The 26,414-nt window shown below is 74.4% G+C and carries 19 protein-coding genes and 1 riboswitch; of the genes, 10 read left to right on the top strand and 9 right to left on the bottom strand.

What is annotated here, in order from left to right; translation table 11 throughout:
• Window positions 1–86: 86 nt before the first annotated feature.
• Entirely contained in the window at window positions 87–521 is a 435-nt protein-coding gene (locus ACZ4U4_RS22945; protein WP_467877336.1) for a GNAT family N-acetyltransferase, read from the bottom strand.
• A gap of 227 nt (window positions 522–748) precedes the next feature.
• Entirely contained in the window at window positions 749–1,075 is a 327-nt protein-coding gene (locus tag ACZ4U4_RS22940) for a hypothetical protein (RefSeq protein ID WP_467877334.1), read from the bottom strand.
• A gap of 319 nt (window positions 1,076–1,394) precedes the next feature.
• Between ACZ4U4_RS22940 and ACZ4U4_RS22935 the strand changes: the two genes are divergently transcribed.
• The gene (locus ACZ4U4_RS22935; protein WP_467877509.1) at window positions 1,395–2,690 is read left to right on the top strand and encodes a hypothetical protein; all 1,296 of its coding nucleotides are present in this window, start codon (window positions 1,395–1,397) and stop codon (window positions 2,688–2,690) included.
• Between the two features lie 42 nt (window positions 2,691–2,732).
• Here ACZ4U4_RS22935 and ACZ4U4_RS22930 read toward each other — a convergent pair whose 3' ends face one another.
• Together ACZ4U4_RS22930 and ACZ4U4_RS22925 are read right to left on the bottom strand one after the other, a co-directional pair.
• Window positions 2,733–2,942 carry a hypothetical protein gene (locus ACZ4U4_RS22930; protein WP_467877331.1) on the bottom strand — a complete coding sequence of 70 codons (210 nt, stop codon included), beginning with the start codon at window positions 2,940–2,942 and terminating at the stop codon, window positions 2,733–2,735.
• On the bottom strand, window positions 2,939–4,510 hold the full coding sequence (locus ACZ4U4_RS22925; RefSeq protein ID WP_467877328.1) for a PspC domain-containing protein: 1,572 nt from the start codon (window positions 4,508–4,510) through the stop codon (window positions 2,939–2,941). Before ACZ4U4_RS22925 ends, ACZ4U4_RS22930 begins: the two co-directional genes overlap by 4 nt.
• Before the next feature lie 230 nt (window positions 4,511–4,740).
• Between ACZ4U4_RS22925 and ACZ4U4_RS22920 the strand changes: the two genes are divergently transcribed.
• The 4 genes from ACZ4U4_RS22920 to ACZ4U4_RS22905 all read left to right on the top strand — a co-directional run bounded on the left by ACZ4U4_RS22920 (window position 4,741) and on the right by ACZ4U4_RS22905 (window position 10,584).
• Window positions 4,741–6,735, top strand: a complete 1,995-nt coding sequence (locus tag ACZ4U4_RS22920) for a serine/threonine-protein kinase (RefSeq protein WP_467877324.1) — start codon at window positions 4,741–4,743, stop codon at window positions 6,733–6,735.
• A 172-nt stretch (window positions 6,736–6,907) separates the two neighbouring features.
• Window positions 6,908–8,188 carry a PspC domain-containing protein gene (locus ACZ4U4_RS22915; RefSeq protein WP_467877321.1) on the top strand — a complete coding sequence of 427 codons (1,281 nt, stop codon included), beginning with the start codon at window positions 6,908–6,910 and terminating at the stop codon, window positions 8,186–8,188.
• 224 nt (window positions 8,189–8,412) lie between these two features.
• Window positions 8,413–9,213, top strand: a complete 801-nt coding sequence (locus tag ACZ4U4_RS22910; protein WP_467877506.1) for a LuxR C-terminal-related transcriptional regulator — start codon at window positions 8,413–8,415, stop codon at window positions 9,211–9,213.
• Between the two features lie 246 nt (window positions 9,214–9,459).
• Window positions 9,460–10,584, top strand: a complete 1,125-nt coding sequence (locus ACZ4U4_RS22905) for an alpha/beta hydrolase (protein WP_467877319.1) — start codon at window positions 9,460–9,462, stop codon at window positions 10,582–10,584.
• Between the two features lie 61 nt (window positions 10,585–10,645).
• On the opposite strand, the gene ACZ4U4_RS22900 is transcribed toward ACZ4U4_RS22905, so the two are convergent.
• Window positions 10,646–11,368: a GNAT family N-acetyltransferase gene (locus ACZ4U4_RS22900; protein WP_467877316.1), complete on the bottom strand. Its 723-nt coding sequence runs from the start codon at window positions 11,366–11,368 to the stop codon at window positions 10,646–10,648.
• 113 nt (window positions 11,369–11,481) lie between these two features.
• Here ACZ4U4_RS22900 and ACZ4U4_RS22895 point away from each other — a divergent pair, with 113 nt between their 5' ends.
• Window positions 11,482–11,835 carry a hypothetical protein gene (locus tag ACZ4U4_RS22895; RefSeq protein ID WP_467877313.1) on the top strand — a complete coding sequence of 118 codons (354 nt, stop codon included), beginning with the start codon at window positions 11,482–11,484 and terminating at the stop codon, window positions 11,833–11,835.
• A gap of 139 nt (window positions 11,836–11,974) precedes the next feature.
• Here ACZ4U4_RS22895 and ACZ4U4_RS22890 read toward each other — a convergent pair whose 3' ends face one another.
• On the bottom strand, window positions 11,975–13,138 hold the full coding sequence (locus ACZ4U4_RS22890; RefSeq protein ID WP_467877310.1) for a C40 family peptidase: 1,164 nt from the start codon (window positions 13,136–13,138) through the stop codon (window positions 11,975–11,977).
• A gap of 8 nt (window positions 13,139–13,146) precedes the next feature.
• Window positions 13,147–13,329: riboswitch (cyclic di-AMP (ydaO/yuaA leader) on the bottom strand.
• A 262-nt stretch (window positions 13,330–13,591) separates the two neighbouring features.
• Here ACZ4U4_RS22890 and pcrA point away from each other — a divergent pair.
• Entirely contained in the window at window positions 13,592–16,087 is a 2,496-nt protein-coding gene (gene pcrA / locus ACZ4U4_RS22885; RefSeq protein ID WP_467877307.1) for a DNA helicase PcrA, read from the top strand.
• A 71-nt stretch (window positions 16,088–16,158) separates the two neighbouring features.
• Here the strand turns inward: pcrA and ACZ4U4_RS22880 are convergent, their stop codons facing one another.
• The gene (locus ACZ4U4_RS22880) at window positions 16,159–17,922 is read right to left on the bottom strand and encodes a M23 family metallopeptidase (protein ID WP_467877503.1); all 1,764 of its coding nucleotides are present in this window, start codon (window positions 17,920–17,922) and stop codon (window positions 16,159–16,161) included.
• A gap of 656 nt (window positions 17,923–18,578) precedes the next feature.
• Between ACZ4U4_RS22880 and ACZ4U4_RS22875 the strand changes: the two genes are divergently transcribed.
• On the top strand, window positions 18,579–19,037 hold the full coding sequence (locus ACZ4U4_RS22875) for a cobalamin B12-binding domain-containing protein (protein WP_467877304.1): 459 nt from the start codon (window positions 18,579–18,581) through the stop codon (window positions 19,035–19,037).
• Between the two features lie 108 nt (window positions 19,038–19,145).
• Here the strand turns inward: ACZ4U4_RS22875 and ACZ4U4_RS22870 are convergent, their stop codons facing one another.
• Together ACZ4U4_RS22870 and ACZ4U4_RS22865 are read right to left on the bottom strand one after the other, a co-directional pair.
• Window positions 19,146–20,912 (bottom strand): DUF5691 domain-containing protein, encoded by a 1,767-nt coding sequence (locus ACZ4U4_RS22870; protein WP_467877301.1) that lies wholly within the window; start codon window positions 20,910–20,912, stop codon window positions 19,146–19,148.
• 221 nt (window positions 20,913–21,133) lie between these two features.
• The gene (locus ACZ4U4_RS22865) at window positions 21,134–22,495 is read right to left on the bottom strand and encodes an SWIM zinc finger family protein (RefSeq protein ID WP_467877298.1); all 1,362 of its coding nucleotides are present in this window, start codon (window positions 22,493–22,495) and stop codon (window positions 21,134–21,136) included.
• Window positions 22,496–22,661: 166 nt separating this feature from the next.
• Here ACZ4U4_RS22865 and ACZ4U4_RS22860 point away from each other — a divergent pair, with 166 nt between their 5' ends.
• Both ACZ4U4_RS22860 and ACZ4U4_RS22855 read left to right on the top strand, forming a co-directional pair.
• Complete coding sequence (locus ACZ4U4_RS22860) at window positions 22,662–23,852, top strand: ATP-binding protein (protein ID WP_467877295.1); 1,191 nt, start codon at window positions 22,662–22,664, stop codon at window positions 23,850–23,852.
• A complete protein-coding gene (locus tag ACZ4U4_RS22855; RefSeq protein WP_467877292.1) occupies window positions 23,849–26,317 on the top strand; it encodes a DUF5682 family protein in 2,469 nt (822 codons plus the stop codon). The genes ACZ4U4_RS22860 and ACZ4U4_RS22855 overlap by 4 nt, the downstream gene beginning before the upstream one ends.
• The last annotated feature ends 97 nt before the right edge of the window (window positions 26,318–26,414 follow it).

Genomic DNA, 26,414 nt, shown 5'->3' with positions numbered 1-26,414 from the left:
GGTGGCGGCTCGCGCCGTGGTCGGGTGGCCCGGGCCGTGCCCGTGCCCGTGGTGGCGGGCGCGGGCCCGTGCCTCCGCCCCGCCCGTCAGGCCAGCCGCAGGTCGATCCAGGGGATGGTGTCGCCCGGCAGCAGATAGCGCTCGGTCTCGACGAAGCCGTTCCGGAGGGCGAACCGCAAGCCGTCCTCGTTGGACGACAGCACCACCGTCTCGACGGTGGTGGCGCCCAGCTGCCGCGCCCGGTCCAGCCCGCGGGTGTACAGCTCCGTGCCGTACCCCCGGCCCCGGTACGCGGGGAGCACTCGCGCGATCACCGTTGCCACGCCGTCCACCGGCGGTCGGACGGTGGAGCAGCCGACCAGCTCGCCGTCCAGACGGGCGACCTCCAGCCGATGGCGCACCGCCCGCTCCCGGACGTCGTCCAGGGACAGCTCGTGGGTCGGGATGACCGTGTTGTGGACGTGGCGCCAGTCCTGCAGGGCGGCGTCGTCGGCGGGCGGGACGATATGGAGACGGGACATCGCAGCAGGAAACGCGGGCGGGGGCGGGGCGTCAACCGGTTTGCGCCGGGGCGTTCGCGGGCGTCCCCGCACGGGAGCGCCCGACCGGGGCGCCCTCGGGGTGAGGCGGGGGGCGTCCGGGGCCGTCCTCGGGCGCCGGGGTTCCGGCCCGGCTTCGCGGTACGGTCCGGCTTCGCCGAGCGGTCCGGCTTCGCCGTCCGGCCTGGCCGAGCGGCCTTTCTCCGTGGTCAGTTGCGTGCGAGGAAGCCCCGGGCCGCCGTGACGAACGCGGCGCGCGCCGCCGTGTACGTCTCCCACGCACCGTCCGGCGCCGCGTCGACGTGGTGCAGCGCCCGGAGCCGGTCCATCAGCTCCCGGGCCTGCTCGACCGGGCCCACGCCCTCCACATCGAGCACATTGAACGCGGCCTGCGTTGCCGCGTAACTCTCCCGGGTCGCCGTGAGGGCGGCGTCGAGGGAGCCGTAACGGCCCTCCAGGCGGCCCCAGATCACCGCGCCCTCGGCGTCGCTCGCGGTGAGGAACGCGGCGTACGCGTCCCGCCGTGCGAGATACATCAGCGGATCCTTCGGCACCGGCCACCTCCACCGTGCGGGGACAGGGCGGCAGTATCGGCCGCGCGGCCCGACTAATGAAGAGCCCGTACACCGGCGGATACCCCACCGCCCGGGACGCGCGGTGGGGCGTCAACCCGGGCGCAGCGCCTTCACCCGCCGCCATCTGGACGTTTCCCCGCACCACCCGACACCTGCGGCACACTGCCCTCCGGACGTAATCCCTGACGGGTGACGGAAGTTGACGCCGAACGCGGCCCGAGGGCGGCGCGGGGTCATGGCGAGCGGCGGTGACGTGGCGGTGGAAGCGGCAGACGGGGCGATGGGGACGCCCGGTGCGGGTGTGATTCCGGGGACGGGCGACGGCCCCGGAGGAGAAGGGTGCCGCTGCGGCCGGTGCGGGCACGGGGCGCGCGCCGCGCACCGGAAGGCGGTCGCGGCGTTCGTCGCGCTGCGCGAGGAGTACGCCGCCGGGCGCGGCATACCGGCCGGACTGGCCCGCTCCGCCGGCGCCGCCCGCCAGTGGATCTCCGATGAACTCACCCTCTCCGCCCGCAACTTGACCGAACACGCCGCCGCCACCCGCGTGACCTGGCTCGACTCCGTGCACCGCGGCACCCTCCGGACGCTGTGGGGCGCGGTCGCGGCGCTCCTCCTCGGCCAGGCGCTGACCGCGGTCGGCGGCGGCTGGACCGCGCACCGTACGGCCACGCTCACCGCCGCCGTCGCCCTGGCCCTCGGCGGCACCGTGACGGCATGGCGGCACCGCGGGCACGGCGGCGTACTGGCACCGCTCACCGGTGAGGACCAGCGGCTCTCCACCTCCCGTACGGTCGCGGCCGGTTGGTTCGGCGTGGCGGTCTTCGCGGTGCTGACGGCGGTGACCGCGAACGTGCTGCCCGGCGGGGCGGTGCCGTCCCCGGTGGCGGCGGACGGCGCGCTGTCCGGGCGGGCCGCACTCTCCCCGCCGCTGCTGCTCGTCCTGCTGACGGTGGGCGGTACGGCGGTGGCGGCGCGCGCCGTGGTGGCCGCGCGGGTCCGGACCGGACGGCTCCAGAAACCGGCGGCCGAACGCCCCCGGGCCGTCGACCTGTTCGCCGACGACGCGGGCCGCGCCGACCTCGCCGCCACGCAGTATCTGCTGGTGAACGCGGTGGTGGCGGCGCTCGCCCTGACCGCGGTGATCGGGCCGCCCGGACTCGTCCGGCCGTCGGCGGGCTGGGTCCCCGCCGCGCTCGTCGTGGTGTCGGCCGCCGGCTACCTGGCCGCCAAGTGCGACGAGGGCGGCCGGCCCGTCATCCTGTCGGTGGTCCGCGCCCGGGAGCCGGGCGATCTGCCCGCACCGATCCGCCCGGGCGACGACATCGAGATCCGCGGCACGGGCTTCGTCCCACCGGGTGCCCGCACCCCTGACCTGCTGTCCCGCATCGTCGTACGCATCGGAACGGTGCATGTGCCGGTGCCCCTGGTGCCCGGCCCCGGCGGCTTCACCAGCCCTGCGGACGCCGCCTTGACCGTCCCCGTACCGGCCGACATCGACCCGGGCCCCACCGAGATCCGGGTGATCACCGCCTCCGGCGCGGAGTCGGCGGCCTGGACCGCGGAGGTGGGGGAGTAGGCAGCGCCCCGGCGCCGCCCGGCCGTCGCCGTCGGCTCGGCGCTACCGCTCAGCGCCCGGGCGTCCCCGGCGGGCGACGGCCCAGATCACGGCGGTGACACCGGAGGCCAGCAGACCGGCCGGTATCGCCAGGAAGAGCCAGGGCCCGGGCGCATGCCAGACATCGAGGGCGTCGAGGCCGTAACCGACACCGACGGCCACCGCGGCCAGCCCGCAGATCATCCGCGCCGGTTCGAAGGGGTGACGCTTCATGAGGTGCCTCCCTGGGACGGCCGGGGGCCGAGGACGAGCGTGACGGCGCGGGGAGCGGCGGGTATGCGCCCGTCGGCCGGCACCGACGGGCCGACCGGTGCGAGGGCGGCGACTGCGGCAGCCGGGAGGGCCCCGGTCCGCGAACCGGCCGGCGGCGGGGAAGCCGCCCCGGACGGTGACGGGGGCGAGGGCTCCGCGGGCGGTGGCGGGGGAGTGTGGCGGACGTCGATCTGCCCGGCGCCGACCCGGAGCGTCAGGTCGAGGAAACCGTGCGGCTTCTCCCCCTTCTTCAGCCCCTTGGCGGGCAGCGTGACCGTGCGGGGCCGGTCGCCCGCGGAGATCCGTACGTCGTCGGCGCGCTCGCCGGGCAGGCGCACATCGCCGAGCCCCAGCGACAGATGCACCGTCGTCTCCACGCCCGGCGGAAGCGTCACCTCCAAGCGCCCCGCGCCCACCTCGGCGCCGGTACGGATCGTGCGGCCGTCCTTGACGGACAGCCCTGCGAGGTCCAACCTGCCTTCTCCGGAGCCGAGTTCGTAATGCCGCTGGACGGCGGCGGCTTCGGTGGGGGTCCAATGACGGTTCTGCCACTCGGCGCTGAGGTTGTCCGGCAACACCGTCGACACCGCCAGGAGTGCGCTGGTCAGCACCATCATGAAGACGGTGCCGCCGCCCGTCCGCCCCAGCCAGGCGCTGACCGCCAGCCCCAGCCCGAACACCACCAGCGCACACGCCAGACCCGCCTGCACCGCGTGCGAGAACGGCGCGTGCCGCTCGACGCCGAACGCCGTACCGGCGCCGCCGAGCACGGCCAGCAGGAAGACCGGGCCACCGATCTGTGGCCCGGACCGCGGCCGGCGCCGTGGCGCCGCGGCTGCGCCGTCCGGATGGGCCGGCGCCCTGCCGGGCCGGAAACCGGGCGGCCACACCGGGCCACCGGGCACACCGTGGCCGCCCTCGTAGGTGATCTCGACATGCTCCGGGCCCCACAGATACATCAGCCCGGCGGTTTCCTTGCCGAGCGGCCCCCGCCACCACGAGGGCGCCTGCGGGCCGGGCGGTGCCTGGGTCTCCGGCGGCGCGTCGGCGACGGCTTGTGCGGTGGCCGCGTCCCGGGGGCCGGGGCCCTCCGGCCCGCCGCCCCGGTGGCGGCGCGACCAGTACGCGGCACCGGCCACCGCCAGCGTCAGCAGGGCGGCGAAGGACATGACGTTGCCCTTGCCCAGCGTGGTGAGGAACAGCCCGCAGCCGACCAGCGCGAACAGCAGCGCCGTGAGCGCCGAGCCTTCGACCCGGCCGGAGAGCAGCCGACGGCCCTCGTTCTCCTCCTCGCCGTGGAGCGGGATGATCAGCCAGGCGAAGCCGTAGAAGATCAGCCCCAGGCCGCCGGTGACGGAGAGTACGGCGAGGACGATCCGGAAAATCACCGGATCGAGATCCCACTGCCGGCCCAGGCCACCGCACACGCCCGCGACGACCTTGTGCCGTCGGCTGCGGCGCAGCGGCGGGCGCGGCGGGGCGGTGCCGTCGGGCGCTGCCGATTCCTCGGCGGGGGCTGCTTCGTTCATGAACCCATGGTGACAAGCGCGACGGATTCCCGGCATCCGTGGAAACCCTGGCAGAACCCTGAGATCGACCCCGAGCAACCCCGATATCACCCGCGGGTTCGCATATCCCCCCGAGATGCCTCGGCGCGGTGGACGGACCGTGCACGCGCGCGGCAGGCGAGGGCCGGATCGGCCGGGTCGGAGACTATCGTTGCGCCCTGGATACGTACGGGTTTCCGGAGGGGCGTGCGGTGACGGAGGCGGCGTCGGTGGACGAGGGGCGACTGGTCGCCGGGCGATATCGCCTGATCGAGCGGATAGGCCGCGGCGGTATGGGCACCGTGTGGCGGGCGCGGGACGAGGTCCTCGCGCGCCAGGTCGCCGTCAAGCGCCTGCACGTCTCGCCCCAGTTGGACGCGGACGAGCTGGCCCTTCGCCATGAGCGGACCACCCGCGAGGCGCAGGCCGCGGCCCGGATCAACCACCCCAACGTGGTCAGCGTCCACGACGTGGTCCTCGACGACGGGCTGCCGTGCATCGTCATGGAGTACGTCCCGGCCGGGACGCTCGGCGACCTCATCAAGCGGGCGGCGCGGGAGAACCGTTTCGTGGACCCCCGGGAGGCTGCCCGGATCGGCCGCGGCATGATCGCCGCGCTGCGCGCCGCGCACGCCGCCGGGGTGCTGCACCGGGACGTCAAGCCGGGCAACGTCCTCCTCGGCGACGAGGGCCGCGTCGTCCTGACGGACTTCGGGATCGCCGTCGCCTCCGGGACGTCCACCCTCACCAAGACCGGCGAACTGGTCGGATCCATCGACTACCTGGCGCCCGAGCGGGTCAAGGGCGGTACCCCCGGGCCCGCGTCCGACCTGTGGGCGCTGGGGGCGACGCTCTATCAGGCGGTCGAGGGGCGGCCCCCGTTCCGTAAGACCACGGCGGTCGAGAGCGCGTACGCCATCGCCGTCGACCCGTTGGAACCGCCGGCGCACGCCGGGCCGTTGGCGCCGCTGATCGAGGCGCTGCTGGAGAAGGAGCCCGGCGACCGGCCGACGGCCGAGGTCGTCGAGCAGGCGCTGCGCACCGCCGAGGCCGAGGTGGACACGGCGCTGATCGGCTGGCCGACGCTGGCCCTGGGCACCGTCGGGCGCGGCGGCTCCGACACGGCGAGCAGATCCGACACGGCGAGCGGCTCCGAGGCGCCGACCCGGCCGGCCGTGCCCTCGGACACCGCGGGCGGCGGACGGTCCACCCAGGGGCGCAGCGGTACGGGCGCCACCACCGGGATCGCCGGACGGGCGGGCGGTACCGGGGCGGTCACCGACCCCCGGATAGCCGCCTCCCTGGGCAGCGCGGCCGCGGCCACCGACACCGCGACCGCTGATTCCGCGACCGCTGATTCCGCGACCGCCGATTCCGCGACCACCGGCACCACCGGCCGGGTCACCGGAGCGGTGGCGGCCACGCGCGGCCTCACCGATGTGGAGACGGAGGCCAAACGGGTTGCCGAGGCGGACACCGGCTCCCTGGGCGGCGCGCTCCTTCCGGCCGCCGACGGGGCGGCCGTGACGGGGACCGACGAGACGGGCCGGGTCGCGCTGGCCCCGCCGCCCCGTAAGCGGCGCGGACGGGTCGTCCTCTGGTGTGCCCTCGGGGTACTGGCGACCGGTGGCGCCGCGGGCGGCGCCTGGTACGCGCTCCACAAGGCGGACGACGGTAGGGGACGACCAGGGATGAGCACCCTCCCCGCGGTGCCCGCCGAGTCCGAGCACCCCGTCGGGCCGCCCCCGCGCACCCCGGACGGCATGCACCGCGTCGAGGAGCGGCAGCTCGGGGTCTCCTACCCGGCGCCGGACGGCTGGACGCGGCAGGTGAAGGACGGCGGCCGGCAGATCCTCTACATCTCCCAGGCATCGCTCGCGCAGCTGACGATCAGCGTGCTGGACTTCTCCTCCGGCGACCAGGTGGCGCACTTCAAGCAACTGGAAGGGGTGATGCAGAAGGAGTACCCGAGCTATTCGCGCAAGCGGTTGCAGGACACGAAGTACCAGAACGACCCGGCCGCCATCTGGGAGTTCACCTTCCAGGGGAAGGCGCGGCAGTACCGCGGCATCGACCTCGGATTCGGCCGTGAGGGGGAGAAGGAGTACGCGATCTACGTCTCCGCGCCGAGCGCCGACTGGGACAGGTTCAGCGACCTCTTCTCCAAGGTGAAGGACGGCTTCCGCAAGAGCGAGGACGCGAGCTGAGCCGCGCCCGCGCCCGCACCGGGACCGTCGGGGTGCGGTCGCCCGGCTCCCGCACCGGCGCCGGATGCCGTCGGCGAAGCCCGTAGAACTCAGGGACCGGGTCAGAAATCTCAGGGACCGAGTCAGGGTCCACCCTGATGTCCCCGGACCCGCCGCGTGTGACGATCGGTGCATGACCACAGCCCCGCCCCGCGCCGGAGCGCACCACGCGTCCGCGCAGGAATCCGACGAGCCGCCCGTGCGCAAGCTCTACCGCAGCGCCGACGGGCGGCTGCTCGGCGGCGTCGCGCGCGGACTCGCGGGGCATCTGGGACTCCCCGTCTCCTGGGTCCGGGTCGTCTTCGTCGCGCTGTTCCTCGCCGAAGGCATGGGCGCGCTGCTCTACGCCGCGTTCTGGTTCTTCGTCCCGCTCGGCGTCGGCGGGGTGGAGGACCGCCGGACCGCGGCCGACGGCGCCCGCCGCGCCGGGATCCGCAGACCGGACACGGGCCAGGTCATCGCGTTGATCGCGCTGCTGGCCGGGTCCGCCTTCGTCGCCTCCCGGTTCCAGCTGGGCATCGGCAACGGCTATCTCTGGCCGGTGCTGCTGATAGCCGCGGGCGTCGCCCTCGTCTGGCGGCAGGCCGACAACGCCCGCCGTGCGCAGTGGCTGGAGCTGGGCCGCCGCAAGGGCGTCCTCCCGGCGCTGCGCGGTGCGGCCGGGGTGGTGCTCGTCTGCGTCGGAGTGACCGGCATCGTCCTGCTCCAGGGCTCGGTGGGCCACCTCAGCTCGGTGCTCCAGGCCGCGCTCGCCGTCGTCGTCGGCATCGCCCTGCTCGTCGGCCCCTATCTCGTCCGCCTGATCCAGGACCTCTCCGAGGAGCGGCTGATGCGCATCCGCGCCCAGGAGCGGGCCGAGGTCGCCGCCCATGTCCACGACTCCGTGCTGCACACCCTCACCCTCATCCAGCGCAGCGCCGACGACTCCCGCGAGGTCGCCCGGCTCGCCCGCGCCCAGGAGCGGGAGCTGCGGGCCTGGCTGTACCGGCCCGAGGGGCGCACCCAGGAGGAGGACGCGGAGCCCGCGACCCTCGCCGACGCGGTGCGTAAGGCGGCGGCCGAGGTCGAGGACCACCACGGCGTACCGATCGAGGTCGTGGTCGTCGGCGACTGCCCGCTGGACGAGGCGCTGGGCGCACAGATGAAGGCCGCCCGCGAGGCGATGGTCAATGCCGCGAAGTACGGCGGCGACGGCGGGCCGGTGCAGGTCTTCGCCGAGGTGGAGGGCCGCACGGTCTTCGTCTCCGTACGCGACCGGGGCCCGGGCTTCGACCTGGACGCCGTCCCCGACGACCGGATGGGCGTCCGCGAGTCCATCATCGGCCGGATGGAACGCAACGGCGGCACCGCCCGGCTGCGGTCCGTGCCGGGCGGCGGCACCGAGGTCGAGCTGGAGATGGAGCGAGCCGAATGACGCCATCCCCCGGCTCGCCGCACGCCCCGTCCCTCCCCGCGAACGCCCCCACGAGTACCCGTATGACCGGCACCCCATGGCCGGCGCCTCCATGACCGACACCGCGCCCGCCGGGCGCCGCATACGCCGCTGCGGGCACACGGCCCGCCGCGCCGCGCGATGATGACGACGCAGACCACGAGGGACGGACGGAAGAGATGAACAGCGACGGCGCACAGCAGGGCATGAGCGGCGACGACACCCCCCTGACCACACCGGTCGGCACCGGCACACCGGCCCCCGGCACCGCCACGGCACCCGACGGGCCCGCGACGCTGGGACCGGCGGACGACTCCCCGGCCGGTGACGGGTCGGGTGAGGAGCGGCGCACCGTACGGGTGGTGCTCGTCGACGACCACCGGATGTTCCGCACCGGTGTCCAGGCGGAGATCGGGGTGACGGAGCGGACCGGCGTCGAGGTGGTCGGCGAGGCGGCCGACGTCGACCAGGCGATCACCGTCATCACCGCCACCCGCCCCGAGGTCGTGCTCCTGGACGTCCATCTGCCCGGCGGCGGCGGTGTGGAGGTGCTGCGCCGCAGCATGACGCAGATGGCCGACCCGGAGCGGCCGGTCCGCTTCCTGGCGCTGTCGGTCTCCGACGCGGCCGAGGACGTCATCGGCGTCATCCGGGGCGGCGCACGCGGCTACGTCACCAAGACGATCACCGGGAAGGACCTGGTCGACGCGATCTTCCGGGTGGCCGACGGGGACGCGGTGTTCTCACCCCGGCTGGCCGGGTTCGTCCTGGACGCGTTCGCCTCGACGGACGCCCCGCCGGTGGACGAGGACCTGGACCGCCTCACCCAGCGGGAGCGCGAGGTCCTGCGGCTGATCGCCCGCGGCTATGCGTACAAGGAGATCGCCAAGCAGCTCTTCATCTCCGTCAAGACCGTGGAGTCGCATGTCTCCGCGGTGCTGCGCAAGCTCCAGCTCTCCAACCGCCACGAACTGACCCGCTGGGCCGCCGCCCGCCGCCTGGTCTGACCCGGGCCGGGCCACCGGCGACGGCCCGGCCCGGAGCACCGCCGATGGGCCCCGGCCCACCCGGGCCGGGGCCTCGGCACCGTTCCGAAGATCCGTCCGACGACAGGAGGAAAGAAGCTCGCGAAGAGGGGCAACCAGGACGTCGTGGAACGCCGTCTAACGGCGCGGAAAGGCTCGCTGCCGTCGGCGCGGCCACCACCCCGTCGACCGCGTACACGCCGTACATGTCCTGGAAGCGAGACCCCGATGAGCCTGACGGGCACGCCCTTCTTCCTCACCTCGCTTCTGCTGCTGATCGTCGCGATCGTCCTGCCACTGGCGCTGTGGAGCCGGATAGCCGGGCCGCGTCTGCTGCGCGGCGCCATCCGCCTGCTGATGCTGCTGTTCGCGCAGGTCACCGCCATCACCCTGGTCTTCGTGCTGGTCAACAACGCCAACAACCTCTACGACACCTGGGACGACCTGCTCGGCACCGGCAGTCACATCGAGGCGGCCCAGGACCTCGGGCCCGACGGGCTGGGCGGCCGCCAGATCTCCGCCGAGCCGCGCCGGGCCCAGGCGTTCCGCCCGGCGGACGATCCGGTGCTCGGCCCCGGTGTGCAGATGACGGAGCTCCAGGGCCGGATCTCCGGCGTCAGCGGTGAGGTGTACGTCTGGCTGCCGCCGCAGTACCACGACCCGGCGTACCGCACCAAGAAGTTCCCGGTGGTCGAGCTGCTGCCCGGCTACCCCGGCTCGGCCAAGTCCTGGCTGGGCACGCTGGCGGCCGGCCGGCAGTTGCAGCCGCTGATGGAGCGCGGGGAGATCAAGCCGTTCATCCTGGTCGCGCCGCGTACCAACATCTACCAGGGCGCCGACACGGGCTGCGTCAACATCCCCGGGAAGGTCAACGCCGACAGCTGGCTGACCGTCGACGTACGCCAGATGGTCATCAACACCTTCCGGGCCGAGGACCACGCCGACGGCTGGGCGCTGGCCGGTTACTCCGCCGGGGCGCACTGCGCGACCCGGCTCGCGCTGGCCCACCCCGACCGCTACCGCGCGGCGGTCGGCATGTCCGGGTACAACGACCCGGCGGGCGAGGCCAGCTCGCTCGCTGGCAAGGACCCGAAGCTGCGGATCGAGAGCAACCCGCTGCACGAGCTGCGGGAGGCCAACCTGGCCGGACGCCCGCCGCGCACCGCGCTCTTCCTCTCCGGCGCCACCGGCGACGGCTACGAGGCCGGTCTCGGACTGCGGCGGGAGGCCCGGCTGCCCACCACGGTGACCGTGCAGCACATCGGCAAGGACGCCGGTGGCCACACGAGCGCGGTCTGGCGCGCACAGGTCCCCGAGATCTTCCGCTGGCTGAGCGGCCAGGTCAGGGGCTGACGCACCGGGCGCGGGCGGCGCCCGCGCGCCACGAGCCGCCCGGGTCGCCCAAGTCGCCCCTTCACTCCCTGCACGACACCTCCGTCACCGGGGAGCGCAGGCTCCAGCCCATGGACGCGTACAGCTCCCGGCCGGACGGGGTGGCGACGAGCAGGCTCTCGGTGGCGCCCCGCCGGGCGGCGTGGACGCCGAGCACCGTCACCACCAGGCGGCCCAGGCCCCGGCGGCGGTGCTCCGGCCCGGTGACGATCATGTCGTGGACGGCGGAGACCGGGGCGCCGCCGGTCCCGCCGGTGAGCGCGGTCCGGCCCCTCGCGGCGGGCAGCTCGGCCGCCTCGCCCGTGGCCCACACCCGTACGTCCAGGATCCCGTCGCACTCCTCGGTGTCGAGGCGGTAGCCGGGCGGGGCCGGTGTGACCTGGGAAGACGGGGGCATCGGGGCCGTCATGAGGTACTGGGGCCCGTCGTGGTGCCAGGCGGTGGAGAGCAGTGGCGCGACCTCGGCGTGGGGCGCGAAGATCTTGAGCCAGGTGTGCGGCACCGCCACCGTACGGGCCAGGTCGCGCAGCGCCACGGGGTCGGGGTCCGGGACGATGTACCGCACGGCGTCCCGTGGACGGCCCAGCTCGATACGGAGGCCGCCCGGAACCACCTGCGGCACCGGGTGGGCGCGGGCCCGTGCCCACCCGTGGGCCCAGACCTCGATGAGCCGTACGAGACCGGCCCGGTCGGCGATGGCCACCGAGCCCCCTGAACCGGCGCCTTCGCCGTTCCCCAGTTCCATGCGCCGCAGCCTAGAACCGGCCCCCACGGCGCGGACAGGCCATGAACAGGCCAGGAACAGCCGCGACGAGGCCCCCCGAAGGAGGTAAGGGGGAGGCCGTTACGATCCGGAGTATGGACGTAGTACTCAATATCTTCGTCGGCCTGCACATCATCGGTATCGCCTCCCTGCTGGGAGGCTTTCTCACGCAGATGAAGGCGATGAGCGCGGGCACCGCCCGGTTCGTGCCGGCGATGCTGCACGGTGCGCTGACGATGCTGGTCACCGGCATCGCGCTGGTCGGCCTGAACCAGGCCCAGGGCAGCTCCGTCGACAACATCAAGATCGGCGTGAAGCTGGCCGTCCTCGTCGTCATCCTGGGGCTGGTCTACGTCAAGCGGGACGAGGAGAGCATCGCCAAGCCGCTGTTCGGCACGGTCGGCCTGCTCACCATGGTCAACATCTTCATCGCGGTGCTCTGGACCTGAGTCCGACCGGGGCGCGCGGCCGTATCCTCCGCGCCCCCGGCACACCCCGCGTACGCCTCCGGCCCGGCCCTCACCGAGGGACCGGGCCGGAGCCGTTCGACCGGGAGGCCGCGCGGTGCGGCGGCCTCCCGGAAGGGCGTCACGCCGGGCGGACGCTGCCGTAGATCGGCATGTAGTAGATCGACTCGATGCGCACGCTGGCGCCCGGCTTCGGGGCGTGGATCATCTTGCCGTCGCCGATGTACATCCCGACGTGGCTGATGTCGTTGTAGAAGAACACCAGGTCACCGGGGGCGAGGTCCTTGGTGGCGACGCGCTCGCCGACCTTGACCTGGTCCCACGTCGTGCGCGGCAGGCTCACCCCGGCCGCCTTCCACGCGGCCTGCGTCAGCCCGGAGCAGTCGTAGGAGTTGGGACCGGTGGCGCCCCAGACGTACGGCTTGCCCATCTGGGCGCGGGCGAACGCGAGCGCCTTCTCGGCCTTCGTACGGTACGAGCCGTCGGCCGGTCCGCCGCCCTGGCCGGGGTCGGGCGTACCGGAGTCGCCGGTGCCCGTACCGGGGGAGCCGGTGTCCGAACCGCCGCCGGGCTGCTGCTCGCGCTGCTTGCGCGCCTCCTCCTCGGCCTTGCGCCGGGCCGCCTCCTCCTTCTTGCGCTCCAGCTCCGCCAGGCGCGCCTTCTCCTGGGCGGTCAGCTCGGAGAGCAGCTGGCGGGCCTCGGTCAGCTTGCCCTGGACCGTCCGCTTGGAGTCGGCCAGCTCGGACTGCGACTCCTGGAGGCGTTCCAGGCTGCGGGTCGCCTCGGCCCGCTGACGGGCGGCGGCGGCCTGCTGCTCCTGGTAGGCGTCGACGGCCTGCTGCTGCCGCCCGGTGAGCCGCTCCATCAGGTGGCTGCGGTCGGCGAACTGCTGCGGGTCCTTGGAGAACATCAGCTGTGCCGTCGCGTTCACGCCGCCGCTGCGGTACTGCGCGGCGGCGAAGGTGCCCAGCTCCCGGCGGGCCTCGTTGAGCTTGCCGGTGCGGCGCGCCGCGGCGTCCTGGAGGTCGCTGACCTCCGACCGCCGCTCGCCGACGCGCTCCTTGACGGCGTTGTACTTCTGGGTCGCGACCTCCGCCTGGTGGTAGAGGGTGTCGACCTTCTTCTTGACCTCTTCGACGGTCGGCTTCGGGGAGCGGGGGGACGCCTCGGCCGGCTGGGAGAGCAGGGTGACCGTGGCGAGGGCGGCGGTCGTCAGACCGGCGGCCGTCCGGCGGCTGCCGGGCGAGGTGAGGACGCGGGTACGCGGCTTGCGGTGCGACGGCAAGGCCGACGACTCCTTCCGTGGACCGCCTACCGGGTTAGCTGTCGGGTTCGGGCGGTGTCGCAGACGGAAGGCTTGCCCTACGGTCCGTACGTGCGCGCTGGCGGCCGTACCGACCGATTCACCCCGGTGGTGCTGGTGGGTCCCCGGCTCCGGGTGCCGTGGGGCAGGGCCGGACTCGGCGGAGGCGGCCTGTGCGGACGCTGTCGTCCACGGGATGCAGGCAGCCCGAGCGTGAACCTAGCCAACTCGTGTGGCTCCTGTGAAGGCAGATGTTCGATTTGCCCGAAACCTTTTCGTGACCTGTGTGCATGAGGTGACGTTCGTGTGGGCAGGGCGGGGTATCTGCGCGGAATGCCGGGTTCGCCGCGCGAGGGGGAGCGGAACGCCCGCGCTTCCGGCCTTTCCACGGCTCCGGGCCCGACTGTCGGTGGGGCGGCCTAGACTCGGTGGGCGATGAGCAGCCTCTTTGACGACAGCTTCCTGGCGGACCTCGCTCCCAAGGACGAGGAGCCCCCGCCACCCCCCGAGGACGAGCACGGCCCGGCCCGGGAGGAGGTTCCGCACGACCTCTTCAGCGGGAAGTTCGACGCCCCCGTACCCCGGGACGCGCACTACCGCGACGGCGCCGCCCGCCCCGCCGTCGACCCCGCCGCGCTCCTGGAAGGGCTCAACGACGCCCAGAAGGCCGCCGTGGTGCACTCCGGCGGCCCGCTGCTGATCGTCGCCGGAGCCGGTTCCGGCAAGACCCGGGTGCTCACCCACCGCATCGCGCATCTGCTCGCCGCCCGCGGCGTGCACCCCGGCCAGATCCTCGCGATCACCTTCACCAACAAGGCCGCCGGTGAGATGAAGGAGCGCGTCGAGGAGCTGGTCGGCCCCCGGGCGGGCGCCATGTGGGTCTCCACCTTCCACAGCGCCTGCGTCCGCATCCTGCGCCGCGAGTCCAAGCACCTCGGCTTCACCTCGTCGTTCTCGATCTACGACGCCGCCGACTCCAAGCGCCTGATGGCCCTGGTCTGCCGCGATCTCGATCTCGATCCCAAGCGGTTCCCGCCCAAGTCCTTCAGCGCCAAGGTCTCCAACCTCAAGAACGAGCTCATCGACGAGGAGACCTTCGCAGGCCAGGCGGCCGACGGCTTCGAGAAGACCCTGGCCCAGGCGTACGCGCTCTACCAGGCACGGCTGCGCGAGGCCAACGCCCTGGACTTCGACGACATCATCATGACGACCGTCAACCTCCTCCAGGCGTTCCCGGACGTCGCGGCCCACTACCGCCGCCGCTTCCGCCACGTCATGGTCGACGAGTACCAGGACACCAACCACGCGCAGTACACCCTCATCCGCGAGCTGGTCGGCCCGGCCGAATCCGCCGCCGAGCTGTGCGTCGTCGGCGACGCCGACCAGTCGATCTACGCCTTCCGCGGCGCCACGATCCGTAACATCCTCCAGTTCGAGGAGGACTACCCGGACGCCACGACGATCCTGCTGGAGCAGAACTACCGCTCCACCCAGACGATCCTCTCCGCCGCCAACGCCGTCATCGAGCGCAACGAGAACCGCCGCCCCAAGAACCTCTGGACCGAAGCCGGCGAGGGCCCCCGCATCACCGGGTACGTCGCCGACACCGAGCACGACGAGGCCCAGTTCGTCGCCGAGGAGATCGACCGCCTCACCGACGCGAAGGACGCCCGCGCCGGAGACGTCGCGATCTTCTACCGCACCAACGCCCAGTCCCGCGTCTTCGAGGAAATCCTCATCCGCGTCGGACTGCCCTACAAGGTCGTCGGCGGCGTCCGCTTCTACGAGCGCAAGGAGGTCCGCGACATCCTCGCGTACCTGCGCGTGCTCGCCAATCCGGAGGACACCGTCCCGCTCCGCCGGATCCTCAACGTCCCCAAGCGCGGCATCGGCGACCGCGCCGAGGCGATGATCGACGCCCTGGCGCTCCGCGAGAAGATCAGCTTCCCGCAGGCGCTGCGCCGCGTCGACGAGGCGTACGGCATGGCCGCCCGCTCCGCCAACGCCGTCCGCCGCTTCAACACCCTGATGGAAGAGCTGCGCACCATCGTCGAGTCCGGCGCCGGCCCGGCCACCGTCCTCGAAGCGGTCCTGGAGCGCACCGGCTATCTGGCCGAGCTGCAGTCCTCCACCGACCCGCAGGACGAGACCCGGATCGAGAATCTCCAGGAACTCGCCGCCGTGGCCCTGGAGTTCGAGCAGGACCGGGTGGCCGGTCCCGCCGCGGCGGACGCGGACGCGGAGGAGCCCGTCTCCGGCGGCACGCTCGCCGACTTCCTGGAGCAGGTCGCGCTGGTCGCCGACTCCGACCAGATCCCCGACGAGGACGAGGACGGCAGCGGCGTCGTCACCCTCATGACCCTGCACACCGCCAAGGGCCTGGAGTTCCCGGTCGTCTTCCTCACCGGTATGGAGGACGGCGTCTTCCCGCACATGCGCGCCCTCGGCCAGACCAAGGAGCTGGAGGAGGAGCGCCGCCTCGCCTACGTCGGCATCACCCGCGCCCGCGAGCGCCTCTACCTCACCCGCTCCACGATGCGCAGCGCCTGGGGCCAGCCGTCGTACAACCCGCCGTCGCGGTTCCTGGAGGAGATCCCCGCGTCGTTCGTCGACTGGCGGCGCACCGGACCGGCCACCCCGTCCGCGACGATGGGCGGGATGCGCTCCGGCAGCAGCAGCAGCGGCGGGATCGGCTCCGGTTTCGGTACGCCGCGGGCCAAGGGCGGCCCGAGCGGGTTCGCCACCCGGCGGGGCAACGACCGCCCGGTGGTGGCGCTCGCCGTCGGCGACCGCGTCACCCACGACAGCTTCGGCCTCGGCACGGTCACCGGCGTCAAGGGCAGCGGGGACAACGCCGAGGCGACGATCGACTTCGGCGGCGAGAAGCCCAAGCGGCTGCTGCTGCGGTACGCCCCGGTCGAGAAGCTGTGAAAAAGGCCCGGCCCCTCAGGGGCCGGGCCTCCATGCGGGTGCCTGCCGGGCGGACCGGCGGGCACCGGGCGTCAGTTGGGGTTGAGTCCGTGGCTCTGCAGCCACGGCAGCGGGTTGATCGGCGAGCCGCCGCCCGGCCGCACCTCGAAGTGCAGATGCGGGCCGGTGGAGTTGCCGGAGCTGCCGGAGTACGCGATCTGGTCCCCGGCCTTGACCGAGCCGGAGCGGATCTTGGTGCTGCTGAGGTGGCAGTACCACGTCTCCGTACCGTCGGGCGATGTCACGATCGCCATGTTGCCGTAGGCGGAGTTCCACTGGGTGCGGACGGTGCCGTCGGTCGCGGCCATCACGGGGGTGCCGTACTGCACGGGGAAGTCGATGCCGGTGTGGACGGACATCCAGTTGACGCCCGCCTGGCCGAAGAGCGCGCTCAGCCCGTGCTGGCTGACCGGGAGCAGGAACTTCGGACGGGCGGCCTCCTTGCGCCGCGCCTCGTCCTCCTTGCGCTTCTTCTCCGCGACCTGCCGGGCCTTGAGGTCGATGCGCTCCTGGGTGCGGCTCGCCCGGTCGGCGAAGTCGTCGGCCCCGGCGCTGAGTCCGGCGAGCTGGGTGTCGAGCTTGCTGTTGGCCGTCGACGGCTTGACGCCCCCGGCCTCCGGCGCGGCCTGCGCCGCCTCGTCCTTCTCGTCCCCGCCGAAACCGCCGACGGTGGCCGCCGCGGCGGCGCAGACGCCGAGGGCGGCGACGGAGGGCACCGCGATGGTCAGCAGCGCCGACCGCTTCGCCGTCCGGCGGCGGCTGCGGCCGCGCCCCGCGGGGGCGGCCCGGCCGTGGTCAGGTGCGTCGTCGGCCGGGACGACCGGGACCGCCTGGGTCATCGCATCGGCGAGCGCGGCGGCGCGCGCCCCCGAACCGGACCCGGGGGATCCGCCCTCGGGCCGCGGCGGTTCGCCGGGCTCGTGCGGCAGCGAGTCGACGGCCGGGGGACCGCTCTGCGCCGGGATGATCGCGGTGGCCGCCTGGTCGATCGTCGGCCATACGGCGGTGGCGTCGTGCCCGGACGCGTCGTGCCCGGCGTCCTCGGTGAGAGCGGGCCATACGGCGGTGGCGTCGTGCCCGGCGCTCTCGGTGACGGCCGGCTGCACCGCCGTGGCGGTCGCCCCGTAGCCGCCGGTGCCGTACGCGGTCCGGTCGTCGTACCCGGGGGCGTCGTAACGGTCGGTGCCGACGGAGTAGCCGCCGCTGCCGAGGGGGTCACCGGCGTAGGCGTACGTGCCGGTGCCGGGTGCCTCCGCGGCGGGTGCGGCCGTGGCGTAGGCGCCGGTGCCGTAGGTGGCGTGGTGCGTGCCGGTCGAGTAGGCGCCGGTGTGGGTGCCGTACCCGTCGTCGTAGCCGTACCCGTGGGTGCCGGCGCCGGGGGTCTCGTGGCCGGTGTGGGCGTAGGGGTCGTAACCGCCGCCCTGCACGTCCGTGCCGTAGCCGCTCCCGTAGGCCGCGGTGTGGTGCGTGCCGGTGTCGTAACCGGTCGTGTCGTACCCGCCGGTGGCGTAGGAGCCCGTGTCGGGGGAGCCGGTGCCGTATGCGGACGCGGCGTAGGTTCCGGTGTCGTAGGTGCCGGTGCCGTACGGATCGCCGCCGTAACCGGCCGTCGGGTACTGCCCGGTGCCGTAATCGGCGGGCAGGGAACCGAAGAGCGGATCACCGCCGTCGTAACCGGCATAACCGGCCGTGTGTTGCTGCTGCCCGTAGGAGTCGTACGCGGCGGAGTGCCCGTACGAGGCGTCGGGAGCGGGGCCTGTCGGGAGGGGACCCTCCGACGGGTGACGGTCGTTCACCACCAGCTTCTCTTTCGCCTCGGCAGCAGGAGAATTAGCGGCGACTGTACCCGGCGGTACGCGACGCCGACAATCTTCCCCAGGTTTCGGGCGGGACCGGGGCGGGCATTTGGTCGCCTTTCGGGGGCATCCATGCCTTCTCTTGGTGTCCCGTTCGAGAGCGCACGGGCGTGGAACCCGGCGCACACGCGGTGACCGGGCCCTCGGAGCCGGAATTCCCTTGCCGTATCCGGCGCGTACCGGGCACGCCGTTCGTGGTGATATCGAATGCGGATATCGCGCCACGGAATGGCGAGGGATGGCTCGATGCCGACCTTTTGATGCCGTTAGTCGCTTCCGGAGCGGTGAGGTGAAGGCTCCGCGAATGCCGGATGCATTCCGGTGGGGCGCCGCGTCGGTGTCGGGGAACGGGCGCGGGCGGAGCGCCGGGCCCGCGTGGCGTGCCCGGTCCGCGCGGGGGGGGACGGGGCCCGGACGCCGGGGCGCGGAAGGGGGGTTCGCGTGTGATTTCCCCCTCCCCGCATGTCACGGGAGCGCCGGGTGCGCGATGCTGGCGATAACGTTCGTTCACTTGCGGCCACCGGACCGGACGGCCGCACGATCGGTTGTCGGCTCGGCGGCACACACGGCGTGCCGTGCATGACTTGGAGGCGGTTATGGGTGTGGCACGGCATGACGAGGCGCAGGCGGACGCCCGCGGCACGGCCGGTACGTCGGGGCCGATCCGCGTCGTGGTGGCCAAGCCGGGGCTGGACGGGCACGACCGGGGTGCAAAGGTCATCGCGCGGGCGCTGCGCGACGCCGGTATGGAGGTCATCTACACCGGGCTGCACCAGACTCCGGAGCAGATCGTCGACACCGCCATCCAGGAGGACGCCGACGCCATCGGCCTGTCGATCCTCTCCGGCGCCCACAACACCCTCTTCGCCAAGGTGATCGCGCTGCTCAAGGAGCGCGACGCGGACGACATCAAGGTCTTCGGCGGCGGCATCATCCCGGAGGCGGACATCGCACCGCTGAAGGAACAGGGCGTCGCGGAGATCTTCACCCCCGGCGCCACCACCACCGCGATCGTGGAGTGGGTGACCGCGAACGTGCGGTCCCTGTCGGCCTGAGGCGACGCGCGGGCCCGGCCGCCTGACGGGGAGGACGACGTGCCCCGGCGGTGGTCGGCGGGGCGCCCGCCGCCGGGCGGGGCGTCGTGGGGCGTCGGTCATGGGGGCTCACTCCGTCCCGGTGATGGGCGGGGCGCCGGGGACCGAGGCGTCGGCGGGCCTCCCGGCAGCAAGGGGAGCGGTGGCGTCGGCGAGTTCGGCGAGCATGGTGGCGCGGAGGCGGAGGGTGCCGACGAGGCGCTGGAACGCCTCGGACCAGTAGCCCCCGGCCCCCGGGGAGGCGCCCTCCGGCTCGTCGGTGACCGCCGTCAGCATGTCCAGCCGGTCCGCCGCGGCCGGATCCAGGCAGCGCTCCGCCAGGCCCATCACCCCGCTGAAGCTCCACGGGTAGCTGCCCGCGTCCCGTGCGATGTCCAGCGCGTCGACCACCGACCGGCCCAGCGGTTCGGCCCACGGCACCGCGCAGACCCCCAGCATCCGGAACGCGTCGGCCAGACCGTGCGCCGCGATGAACCCCGCCACCCAGGCGGCGCGTTCCCCGGACGGCAGCACGGTCAGCAGCTTCGCCGTGTCGCGGGACGAGCCGCCCGAGGCGCCGCCGGTGTCCTCGGGCGCCGACCCGGGGGCGCCCAGCAGGGCCCGTGCCCAGGCGGGGTCCCGCTGCCGGATCGCCGCGCGGCACCAGGCGTCGTGCAGTTCGGTGCGCCAGCCGTCCGCCACCGGGAGGGCGACGATGTCCTCCGGCGCGCGTCCGCCGAACCGCGCGGACCAGCGACGGAGCGGCGCCGCCTCCACCAACTGCCCCAACCACCAGGCGCGTTCACCCCGCCCCGAGGGGGCCTTGGCGGCCACGCCGTCGCGCCGCATCCCCTCGTCGCAGGCGCGCGGCGGCGTCACGCCGATGCGCGGGCCGGACGGACCGGCCGTCCCGGGGACGAGGGTGACGCAGCCATGGGCGCGGGCCGCCATCCGCGCGGCGAAGGCGGACTCCGGGAGTGTGGAGAGGAGTTCGGCGGCGGTGGCGCGGACGGTGCGGCTGCGGTCGGCCAACGCCTGTTCCAGGAACGCCTCGTCGGACGGGGAGAGGCCCTCGCGCAGCGTGTCGAGGAAGAGCAGCCGGTCCTCGGCGTGCTCCGCCGACCAGGTGCCGGCCAGCAGTTCCCGCCCGGTGTCCGGTGCGCTCCGGCGGACCGCGGCCAGCAGGGCCGCCCGCTCGGCGAACAGCCCCTCGTCCCACAGGCGCCGCACCGCCTCGGGGTCCTCGGCGCCCGGCGTCGCCCGGGCGCCGGTGGCGCGCAGGGCGAACTTCCAGTCGGGGTGGAACTGCGCCAGCCAGCGGGCCCGCTGACCGGCCAGCGCCAGCGCCGCCGGACGCAGGTCGGTCCGGGCGCGGGCGGCGTCGAGCAGCGCGGGCAGCAGCGCCTCGGGGGCGCGGTAGCCGTGCGCCTGGGCGGCGGACAGCCATTGGGGCAGCAGCTCGGTGAGGTCGGGCGCGGTGCCGCGGCGACTGCTTCCGGCCGTTCCGCCGCGGTCCGCGAGCAGCAGTGCCAGACGGCGGCGGGCGGCCGGAGGGATCACGGGCCGCGGGTCGTCCGGGGCGGGAGCGGGACGGTCGGCGGCGGGTGCGGGCCGCAGCGCGGCGCGGCGGCGCACCGTGCTGACGGCGGCCGCATCCAGCAGCGCGGCGGCGGCACTCCGCCCGGGCCGCACCGCCACGGGCGGCGTCCGCCGCTCCGTCCCCAACAGTGCCGCGCTCACCAGGGCGGACCAGGGGACGGGCGGGGGAGCGGCGGCGTTTGGCGGGTCGGCCGCCTCCCCGGTGGAGGTGGCGGTGGCGACCGGGGAGGCCGAAGAAGGGGAAGCTGCGGATGTCATGCCGTACTCCAGGAGTCGTCGGGTGGGGCGTGGGGCTGGAGCCGTCGGGCGGGGTGAGGGAGAGAGGGCGCGGGGCGGTGGCCGTCCGGGGTGCTCCGGGTGCGCTCTTGTACGGGTGCGGCGCCGTCCCGTCCTACGCGGTACGGGCTCAGGGCCCCGGCTTACGGCGGGGACCGGCTGAGGCCCTCGGGCTCATGGCGGGCCGGCCCCAGGGCCTCGCCTCACAGGGAGACCGGCTCCGGGTCCCAGGTGGTCAAGGGGAGGAAGCCGCGGTGGCCGCAGGTGCCGAAGACCGTGACGGGGTGGCCGCCCGATATCGCGGTCAGCCGCCACAGGCCCGGTCGGGGCAGGGCGCGCGGGTCGAGCGGCAGCGCGGATTCGCCGTCCGCGTCGGCCAGTTGCCAGCCGGATCCCCCGTCCCCCGGTATCGGTATGACGTCCGCGAGCACCACCGGCCAGGAGCCCAGCCAGGGGTCGTCGCACAGCGCCTCGCCGTAGGCGCGCAGCGCCGCGTCGATGCCGCACCCGGACGGTGTCGGACCCTGGACCGGTGGTGCGTGGTGCTCACCCAGTGCGGCCCGCAGGGGCCGGGCGCCCGGATAGAAGGCGAGGTCGGCGTCGAGCAGCAGGCCGGGCGGCAGCGTCGGCTCCAGGGGGCGGCCGCCGCCGGAGTAGGAGAGGTGGAGCGCCATCCGGCCGGTCCGTTCGCCCCGTAGATGGATACGCCGGGCGGTCAACATGCCTTCGTCGGCGTCATGTTGGGACAGCACCAGCCAGCGGTCCCGTACCGGCGACGCCTCGGGGCCGGTCAGCAGCTCGGCGGTGTCCGTCGTCAGGCCGACGCGGGCGCGGACCGTGGCGGCGAGCGGTGGCGGCAGCCGGTCGATGGCGAGAAAGCCCTCGTCGAGGAGGTGGAGCAGGGAACATTCCGCCAACAGGCGGGAGGGCCAGTCGCCGCCCGAGGCGGGGATGGTGCCCAACTCTCGGACCCGGGCGGCGAGTCCGGGGGCCTGGGCGTCCACCATTCGGGCGGCCGTTTCGTCCCAGGAGGCGTAACCGGCGCCCTCCGCGGCGGCAAGTCCCGTGCGCAGCAGGTCTTCCAGCCGCTGCTCCAGCTCCGTCGCGCCCGCGCCGATCCGGGCCGCCCGCCGCGCCGCACGTCGGGCAGCGGGCCCCGTATCGGCGGTGGTGCGTGTGGACGTCCCGCCGTCCGGGGGTGCGGTCGCGCCGCGATCGGCCTGCTCCCGGCGGCCGGTCAGCCACTCGTCCGCCCAGGGCGGCGGCGCGCCGGCGGGGACCGCGTCGCCGCCGCCGGACCAGAGCAGCAGCAACCCCAGCGCGTGCTTGCACGGGAACTTGCGGCTCGGGCAGGTGCACCGATACGCGGGGCCGGTGAGGTCGACGACGGCGCGGTACGGCGTCCGGCCGCTGCCCTCGCACAGCCCCCACACGACGCCGCCGTCCGCGCCCGCCCCCGACCACGGCCCGGGCCCGGCGAGTCTGCCGCCCGCCCGGCGTGATGCCTCGTCAGGCGCCAGCGCGAGCACCTGATCCGTCGTCCAGCGTTCCCCCTGCGGATTCATGTCACCGACGCTACGACCCGCCACTGACAATCGGTCGCGCGCGGAGAGAAAGCGCAGTTCAGAAGCGGTTTCGGGGGCGTTGTCAGTGGTCGGGTGCAGAGTGGAATCCGCAAGCGGCCGACCGCCTGCCGGGCGTCGGCGGCAGTTCGTTCGATGAGGGGGAGCCATGTCCGCGGACGGGTGGAAGACGACGGAAGAAGCGACGGCGCAGACGCCGGGCGGAGCGCGTCAGGAGCCGCGCGAGCGGGCGTCGAAGGGGACGGACGGCGGCGCCGGGGGAGCGGTGCTGCGGCCACACGCGGAGGAGACGTTCGCCGACGAACTCACCGCGCTGGCCGCCGCCGACGACCGGCCGCGGCCGGAGCGCTGGCGCCTCTCGCCGTGGGCGGTGGCGACGTACCTCCTCGGCGGCACGCTCCCCGACGGCACGGTCGTCACACCGAAGTACGTCGGGCCGCGCCGCATCGTCGAGGTGGCGGTGACGACGCTGGTCACCGACCGCGCACTGCTCCTGCTGGGGGTGCCGGGGACGGCGAAGACCTGGGTGTCGGAGCATCTGGCCGCCGCGGTCAGCGGCGATTCCACGCTGCTCGTCCAGGGCACCGCCGGCACGCCCGAGGAAGCGATCCGCTACGGCTGGAACTACGCCCGCCTCCTCGCCGACGGCCCCGGCCGGGAAGCGCTGGTGCCCAGCCCGGTGATGCGGGCGATGGCGTGCGGGGCGACCGCCCGCATCGAGGAGCTGACCCGTATCCCGGCCGACGTCCAGGACACCCTCATCACGATCCTGTCCGAGAAGACCCTGCCCATCCCCGAGTTGGGCGAGGAGGTGCAGGCGGTACGCGGCTTCAACCTGATCGCCACGGCCAACGACCGCGACCGCGGGGTCAACGACCTCTCCAGCGCGCTGCGCCGCCGCTTCAACACCGTCGTCCTGCCGCTGCCCGAGACGTCCGACGCCGAGGTGGAGATCGTCTCCCGCCGGGTCGAACAGCTGGGCCGCTCGCTGGAACTCCCGGCCGGGCCCGAGGGGTTGGACGAGATACGGCGGGTCGTCACCGTCTTCCGCGAGCTGCGCGACGGGGTGACGGAGGACGGGCGCACCAAGGTCAAGTCGCCGTCCGGGACGCTGTCCACGGCCGAGGCGATCTCCGTGGTGACCAACGGCCTGGCGCTGGCGGCCCACTTCGGTGACGGCGTACTGCGCCCCGGCGATGTGGCCGCCGGTCTGCTGGGCGCCGTCGTCCGCGATCCGGCTGCGGACCGCGTCGTCTGGCAGGAGTACCTGGAGACGGTCGTCCGGGAGCGGGACGGCTGGAAGGACTTCTACCGCGCCTGCCGGGAGGTGACGGCATGAACGGGTCGGGCGGCAGCCGAGGGCCCGGTGGCGTGCGCGGGGACGCGCCCGAGGAGCCGGTGCTGCTCGGGGTGCGGCACCACGGCCCCGGCTCGGCGCGGGCGGTGCGCGCCGCACTGGAGCAGACCGACCCGTGCGCGGTGCTCATCGAAGGGCCACCGGAGGCGGACGCCCTGGTGCCGCTCGCCGGGGATCCCGGTATGCGCCCGCCGGTCGCCCTGCTCGCCCATGTCCGGGACGCCCCGGGGCGGTCGGCGTTCTGGCCGCTGGCGGAGTTCTCCCCGGAGTGGGTGGCGCTGCGCTGGGCCCTGGAGCGGGAGATCCCGGTCCGCTTCATCGACCTCCCGGCCGCCCACTCCCTGGCGCTGCCGGAGCCGGAGCCCGGCCAGGAGCCGCAGCCGGAGCAGGAGCCGGGTTCCGGGGAAGCCGCCGGTGGCGGGCTCGCGACCGCCCCTGGGGCGCCGGACGCCGCGCCACGCGCGGATCCGCTGGGGGCGCTCGCCCGCGCCGCCGGGTACGACGACGCCGAGGCGTGGTGGGAGGACGCCGTCGAGCACCGCGCGGCGGGCGGGCCCGGGGCGGCGGACGCCCTGGCGCCGTTCGCGGCGGTCGCCGAGGCGATGGCCGCCCTGCGCGAGGCGTTCGGCGACGGCGGGCATCCGCACGACCCGGTCCGCGAGGCCCATATGCGGTTGCGGCTGCGGGCCGCCCGGCGGGAGTTCGGGGACCGCGTCGCCGTCGTCTGCGGCGCCTGGCACGTCCCGGCGCTGACCCGCCGTACGACGGTCACCGCGGACCGCCGGCTCCTGTCCGGCCTGCCCAAGGTCAAGACCGAGCTGACCTGGGTCCCCTGGACCCACCGCCGCCTCGCCCGGCACAGCGGATACGGCGCCGGAATCGCCTCGCCCGGCTGGTACGGCCACCTCTTCCGGGCGCCCGACCGGCCCGTCGAGCGCTGGCTGATCCGGGCCGCCGGGCTGCTCCGGGAGGAGGACTACGCCGTCTCCCCGGCCCATGTCATCGAGGCGGTACGGCTCGCCGAAGGGCTCGCCGCGGTCCGCGGCCGGCCGCTCCCCGGGCTCGCCGAGACCATGGACGCGATCCGCGCCGTGCTGGGCGACGGCTCCGACGTCCCCGCCGCGTTGATCCACGACCGGCTCGTGGTCGGGGACGCCCTGGGCGAGGTGCCCGACGACGCACCGGCCGTCCCCCTCCAACGCGATCTGACCCGCACCGCCCGTACCCTGCGCCTCAAGCCGGAGGCGGCCGAGCGCGAGGTGGAGCTGGATCTGCGCAAGGAGACCGACGCCGGGCGCAGCCGTCTGCTGCACCGGCTGCGGCTCCTCGGCATCCCCTGGGGCGAGCCGGTCCGGTCGCGCGCCACCACCGGTACGTTCCGCGAGACCTGGCGGCTGCGCTGGGAGCCGGAGCTGTCGGTGAAGGTCGCCGAGGCCGGGATCTGGGGGACGACCGTACCGGCGGCGGCCACCGCCAAGGCCGCGGCGGACGCGGCGGCCGCCACCGCGCTCGCCGAGGTCACCGCCGTCGCCGAGAACTGTCTGCTCGCCGCACTCCCGGACGCGTTGCCGCAGGTCATGCGGGTCCTGGCGGACCGCGCCGCACTGGACACGGACGTCGGCCGCCTCGCCCGGGCGCTTCCCGCCCTCGTCCGCGCCGTCCGCTACGGCGACGTACGCGGCACGGACGGCGCGGCGCTGCGCGAGGTGGCCGCGGGCCTGGCCGAGCGGATCTTCGTCGGCCTGCCGCCCGCCTGCGCCGGCCTCGCCGCGGATGCCGCCACCGAGATGCGCGACCACCTCGACGCCACCCACCGGGCGGTCACCCTGCTGAGCCGCCCGGAGACCACCGAGGGCGCCGGGGCCGACGAGGAAACGGGGGCTTCCGCCGCCGACCGTTGGGCGCGGGCGCTGCGCGGCGTCGCCGAACGGGAGCGCGTCCCGGGGCTGCTCCGGGGCCGCGCGGTGCGGCTGTTGCGCGACGACGGGCGGCTCGGGGACGGCGGCGCGGAGCGGCTGATGGGGCTCGCCCTGTCGCCCGCCGCCCCGCCCGCGGACGCGGCCGGCTGGATCGAGGGGTTCGCCGGGGGCGGGGACGGCGACGGCATGGTGCTGGTCCACGACGAGCGGCTGCTGGCGCTCGTCGACGGCTGGCTGACCAGGGTGCCGCCCGAGGCGTTCACCGACGTACTCCCGTTGCTGCGCCGGACGTTCGCCGCCTACGGGCCCGGAGTGCGCCGCGCCCTCGGCGAGCAGATACGCCGGGGCCCCGCCGCCCTCGTACCGCAGGCGCCGCCCGGCCGGGGCGCGGGCCCGGACGACGCCGTGCCGGTGCCCGGCTTCGGCCCCGGTCTCGACCGCGACCGCGCCGCCGCCGTCCTGCCCACCCTCCATCTGCTGCTCGACCCCGCCGCGCACGTCAACGACCCCTTGGGGAAGGCATGTTGAACGCCACCGACCACACGGACCCGCACGCCACCCGAGCCCCTGCGACCAGCCACCCCACCACCGCAGCCGCGCCACCGCCCGCCGCCATCGCGTCCAC

The sequence above is a fragment of the Streptomyces sp. NPDC029159 genome (genome assembly GCF_055564055.1).
Note: the sequence above shows the minus strand (reverse complement) of the source record. Positions and strands in the feature narration are given on the sequence as shown.

What these genes read in the sequence shown, in the direction of transcription:
- ACZ4U4_RS22870 (WP_467877301.1), bottom strand. Translation starts at nt 20,912, where the DNA reads ATGACATCCGCAGCTTCCCCTTCTTCGGCCTCCCCGGTCGCCACCGCC.
- ACZ4U4_RS22930 (WP_467877331.1), bottom strand. Translation starts at nt 2,942, where the DNA reads ATGAAGCGTCACCCCTTCGAACCGGCGCGGATGATCTGCGGGCTGGCC.
- ACZ4U4_RS22855 (WP_467877292.1), top strand. Translation starts at nt 23,849, where the DNA reads ATGAACGGGTCGGGCGGCAGCCGAGGGCCCGGTGGCGTGCGCGGGGAC.
- ACZ4U4_RS22925 (WP_467877328.1), bottom strand. Translation starts at nt 4,510, where the DNA reads ATGAACGAAGCAGCCCCCGCCGAGGAATCGGCAGCGCCCGACGGCACC.
- ACZ4U4_RS22860 (WP_467877295.1), top strand. Translation starts at nt 22,662, where the DNA reads ATGTCCGCGGACGGGTGGAAGACGACGGAAGAAGCGACGGCGCAGACG.
- ACZ4U4_RS22945 (WP_467877336.1), bottom strand. Translation starts at nt 521, where the DNA reads ATGTCCCGTCTCCATATCGTCCCGCCCGCCGACGACGCCGCCCTGCAG.
- ACZ4U4_RS22915 (WP_467877321.1), top strand. Translation starts at nt 6,908, where the DNA reads ATGACCACAGCCCCGCCCCGCGCCGGAGCGCACCACGCGTCCGCGCAG.
- ACZ4U4_RS22940 (WP_467877334.1), bottom strand. Translation starts at nt 1,075, where the DNA reads ATGTATCTCGCACGGCGGGACGCGTACGCCGCGTTCCTCACCGCGAGC.
- ACZ4U4_RS22900 (WP_467877316.1), bottom strand. Translation starts at nt 11,368, where the DNA reads ATGGAACTGGGGAACGGCGAAGGCGCCGGTTCAGGGGGCTCGGTGGCC.
- ACZ4U4_RS22905 (WP_467877319.1), top strand. Translation starts at nt 9,460, where the DNA reads ATGAGCCTGACGGGCACGCCCTTCTTCCTCACCTCGCTTCTGCTGCTG.
- pcrA (WP_467877307.1), top strand. Translation starts at nt 13,592, where the DNA reads ATGAGCAGCCTCTTTGACGACAGCTTCCTGGCGGACCTCGCTCCCAAG.
- ACZ4U4_RS22865 (WP_467877298.1), bottom strand. Translation starts at nt 22,495, where the DNA reads ATGAATCCGCAGGGGGAACGCTGGACGACGGATCAGGTGCTCGCGCTG.
- ACZ4U4_RS22895 (WP_467877313.1), top strand. Translation starts at nt 11,482, where the DNA reads ATGGACGTAGTACTCAATATCTTCGTCGGCCTGCACATCATCGGTATC.
- ACZ4U4_RS22935 (WP_467877509.1), top strand. Translation starts at nt 1,395, where the DNA reads ATGGGGACGCCCGGTGCGGGTGTGATTCCGGGGACGGGCGACGGCCCC.
- ACZ4U4_RS22910 (WP_467877506.1), top strand. Translation starts at nt 8,413, where the DNA reads ATGAGCGGCGACGACACCCCCCTGACCACACCGGTCGGCACCGGCACA.
- ACZ4U4_RS22875 (WP_467877304.1), top strand. Translation starts at nt 18,579, where the DNA reads ATGGGTGTGGCACGGCATGACGAGGCGCAGGCGGACGCCCGCGGCACG.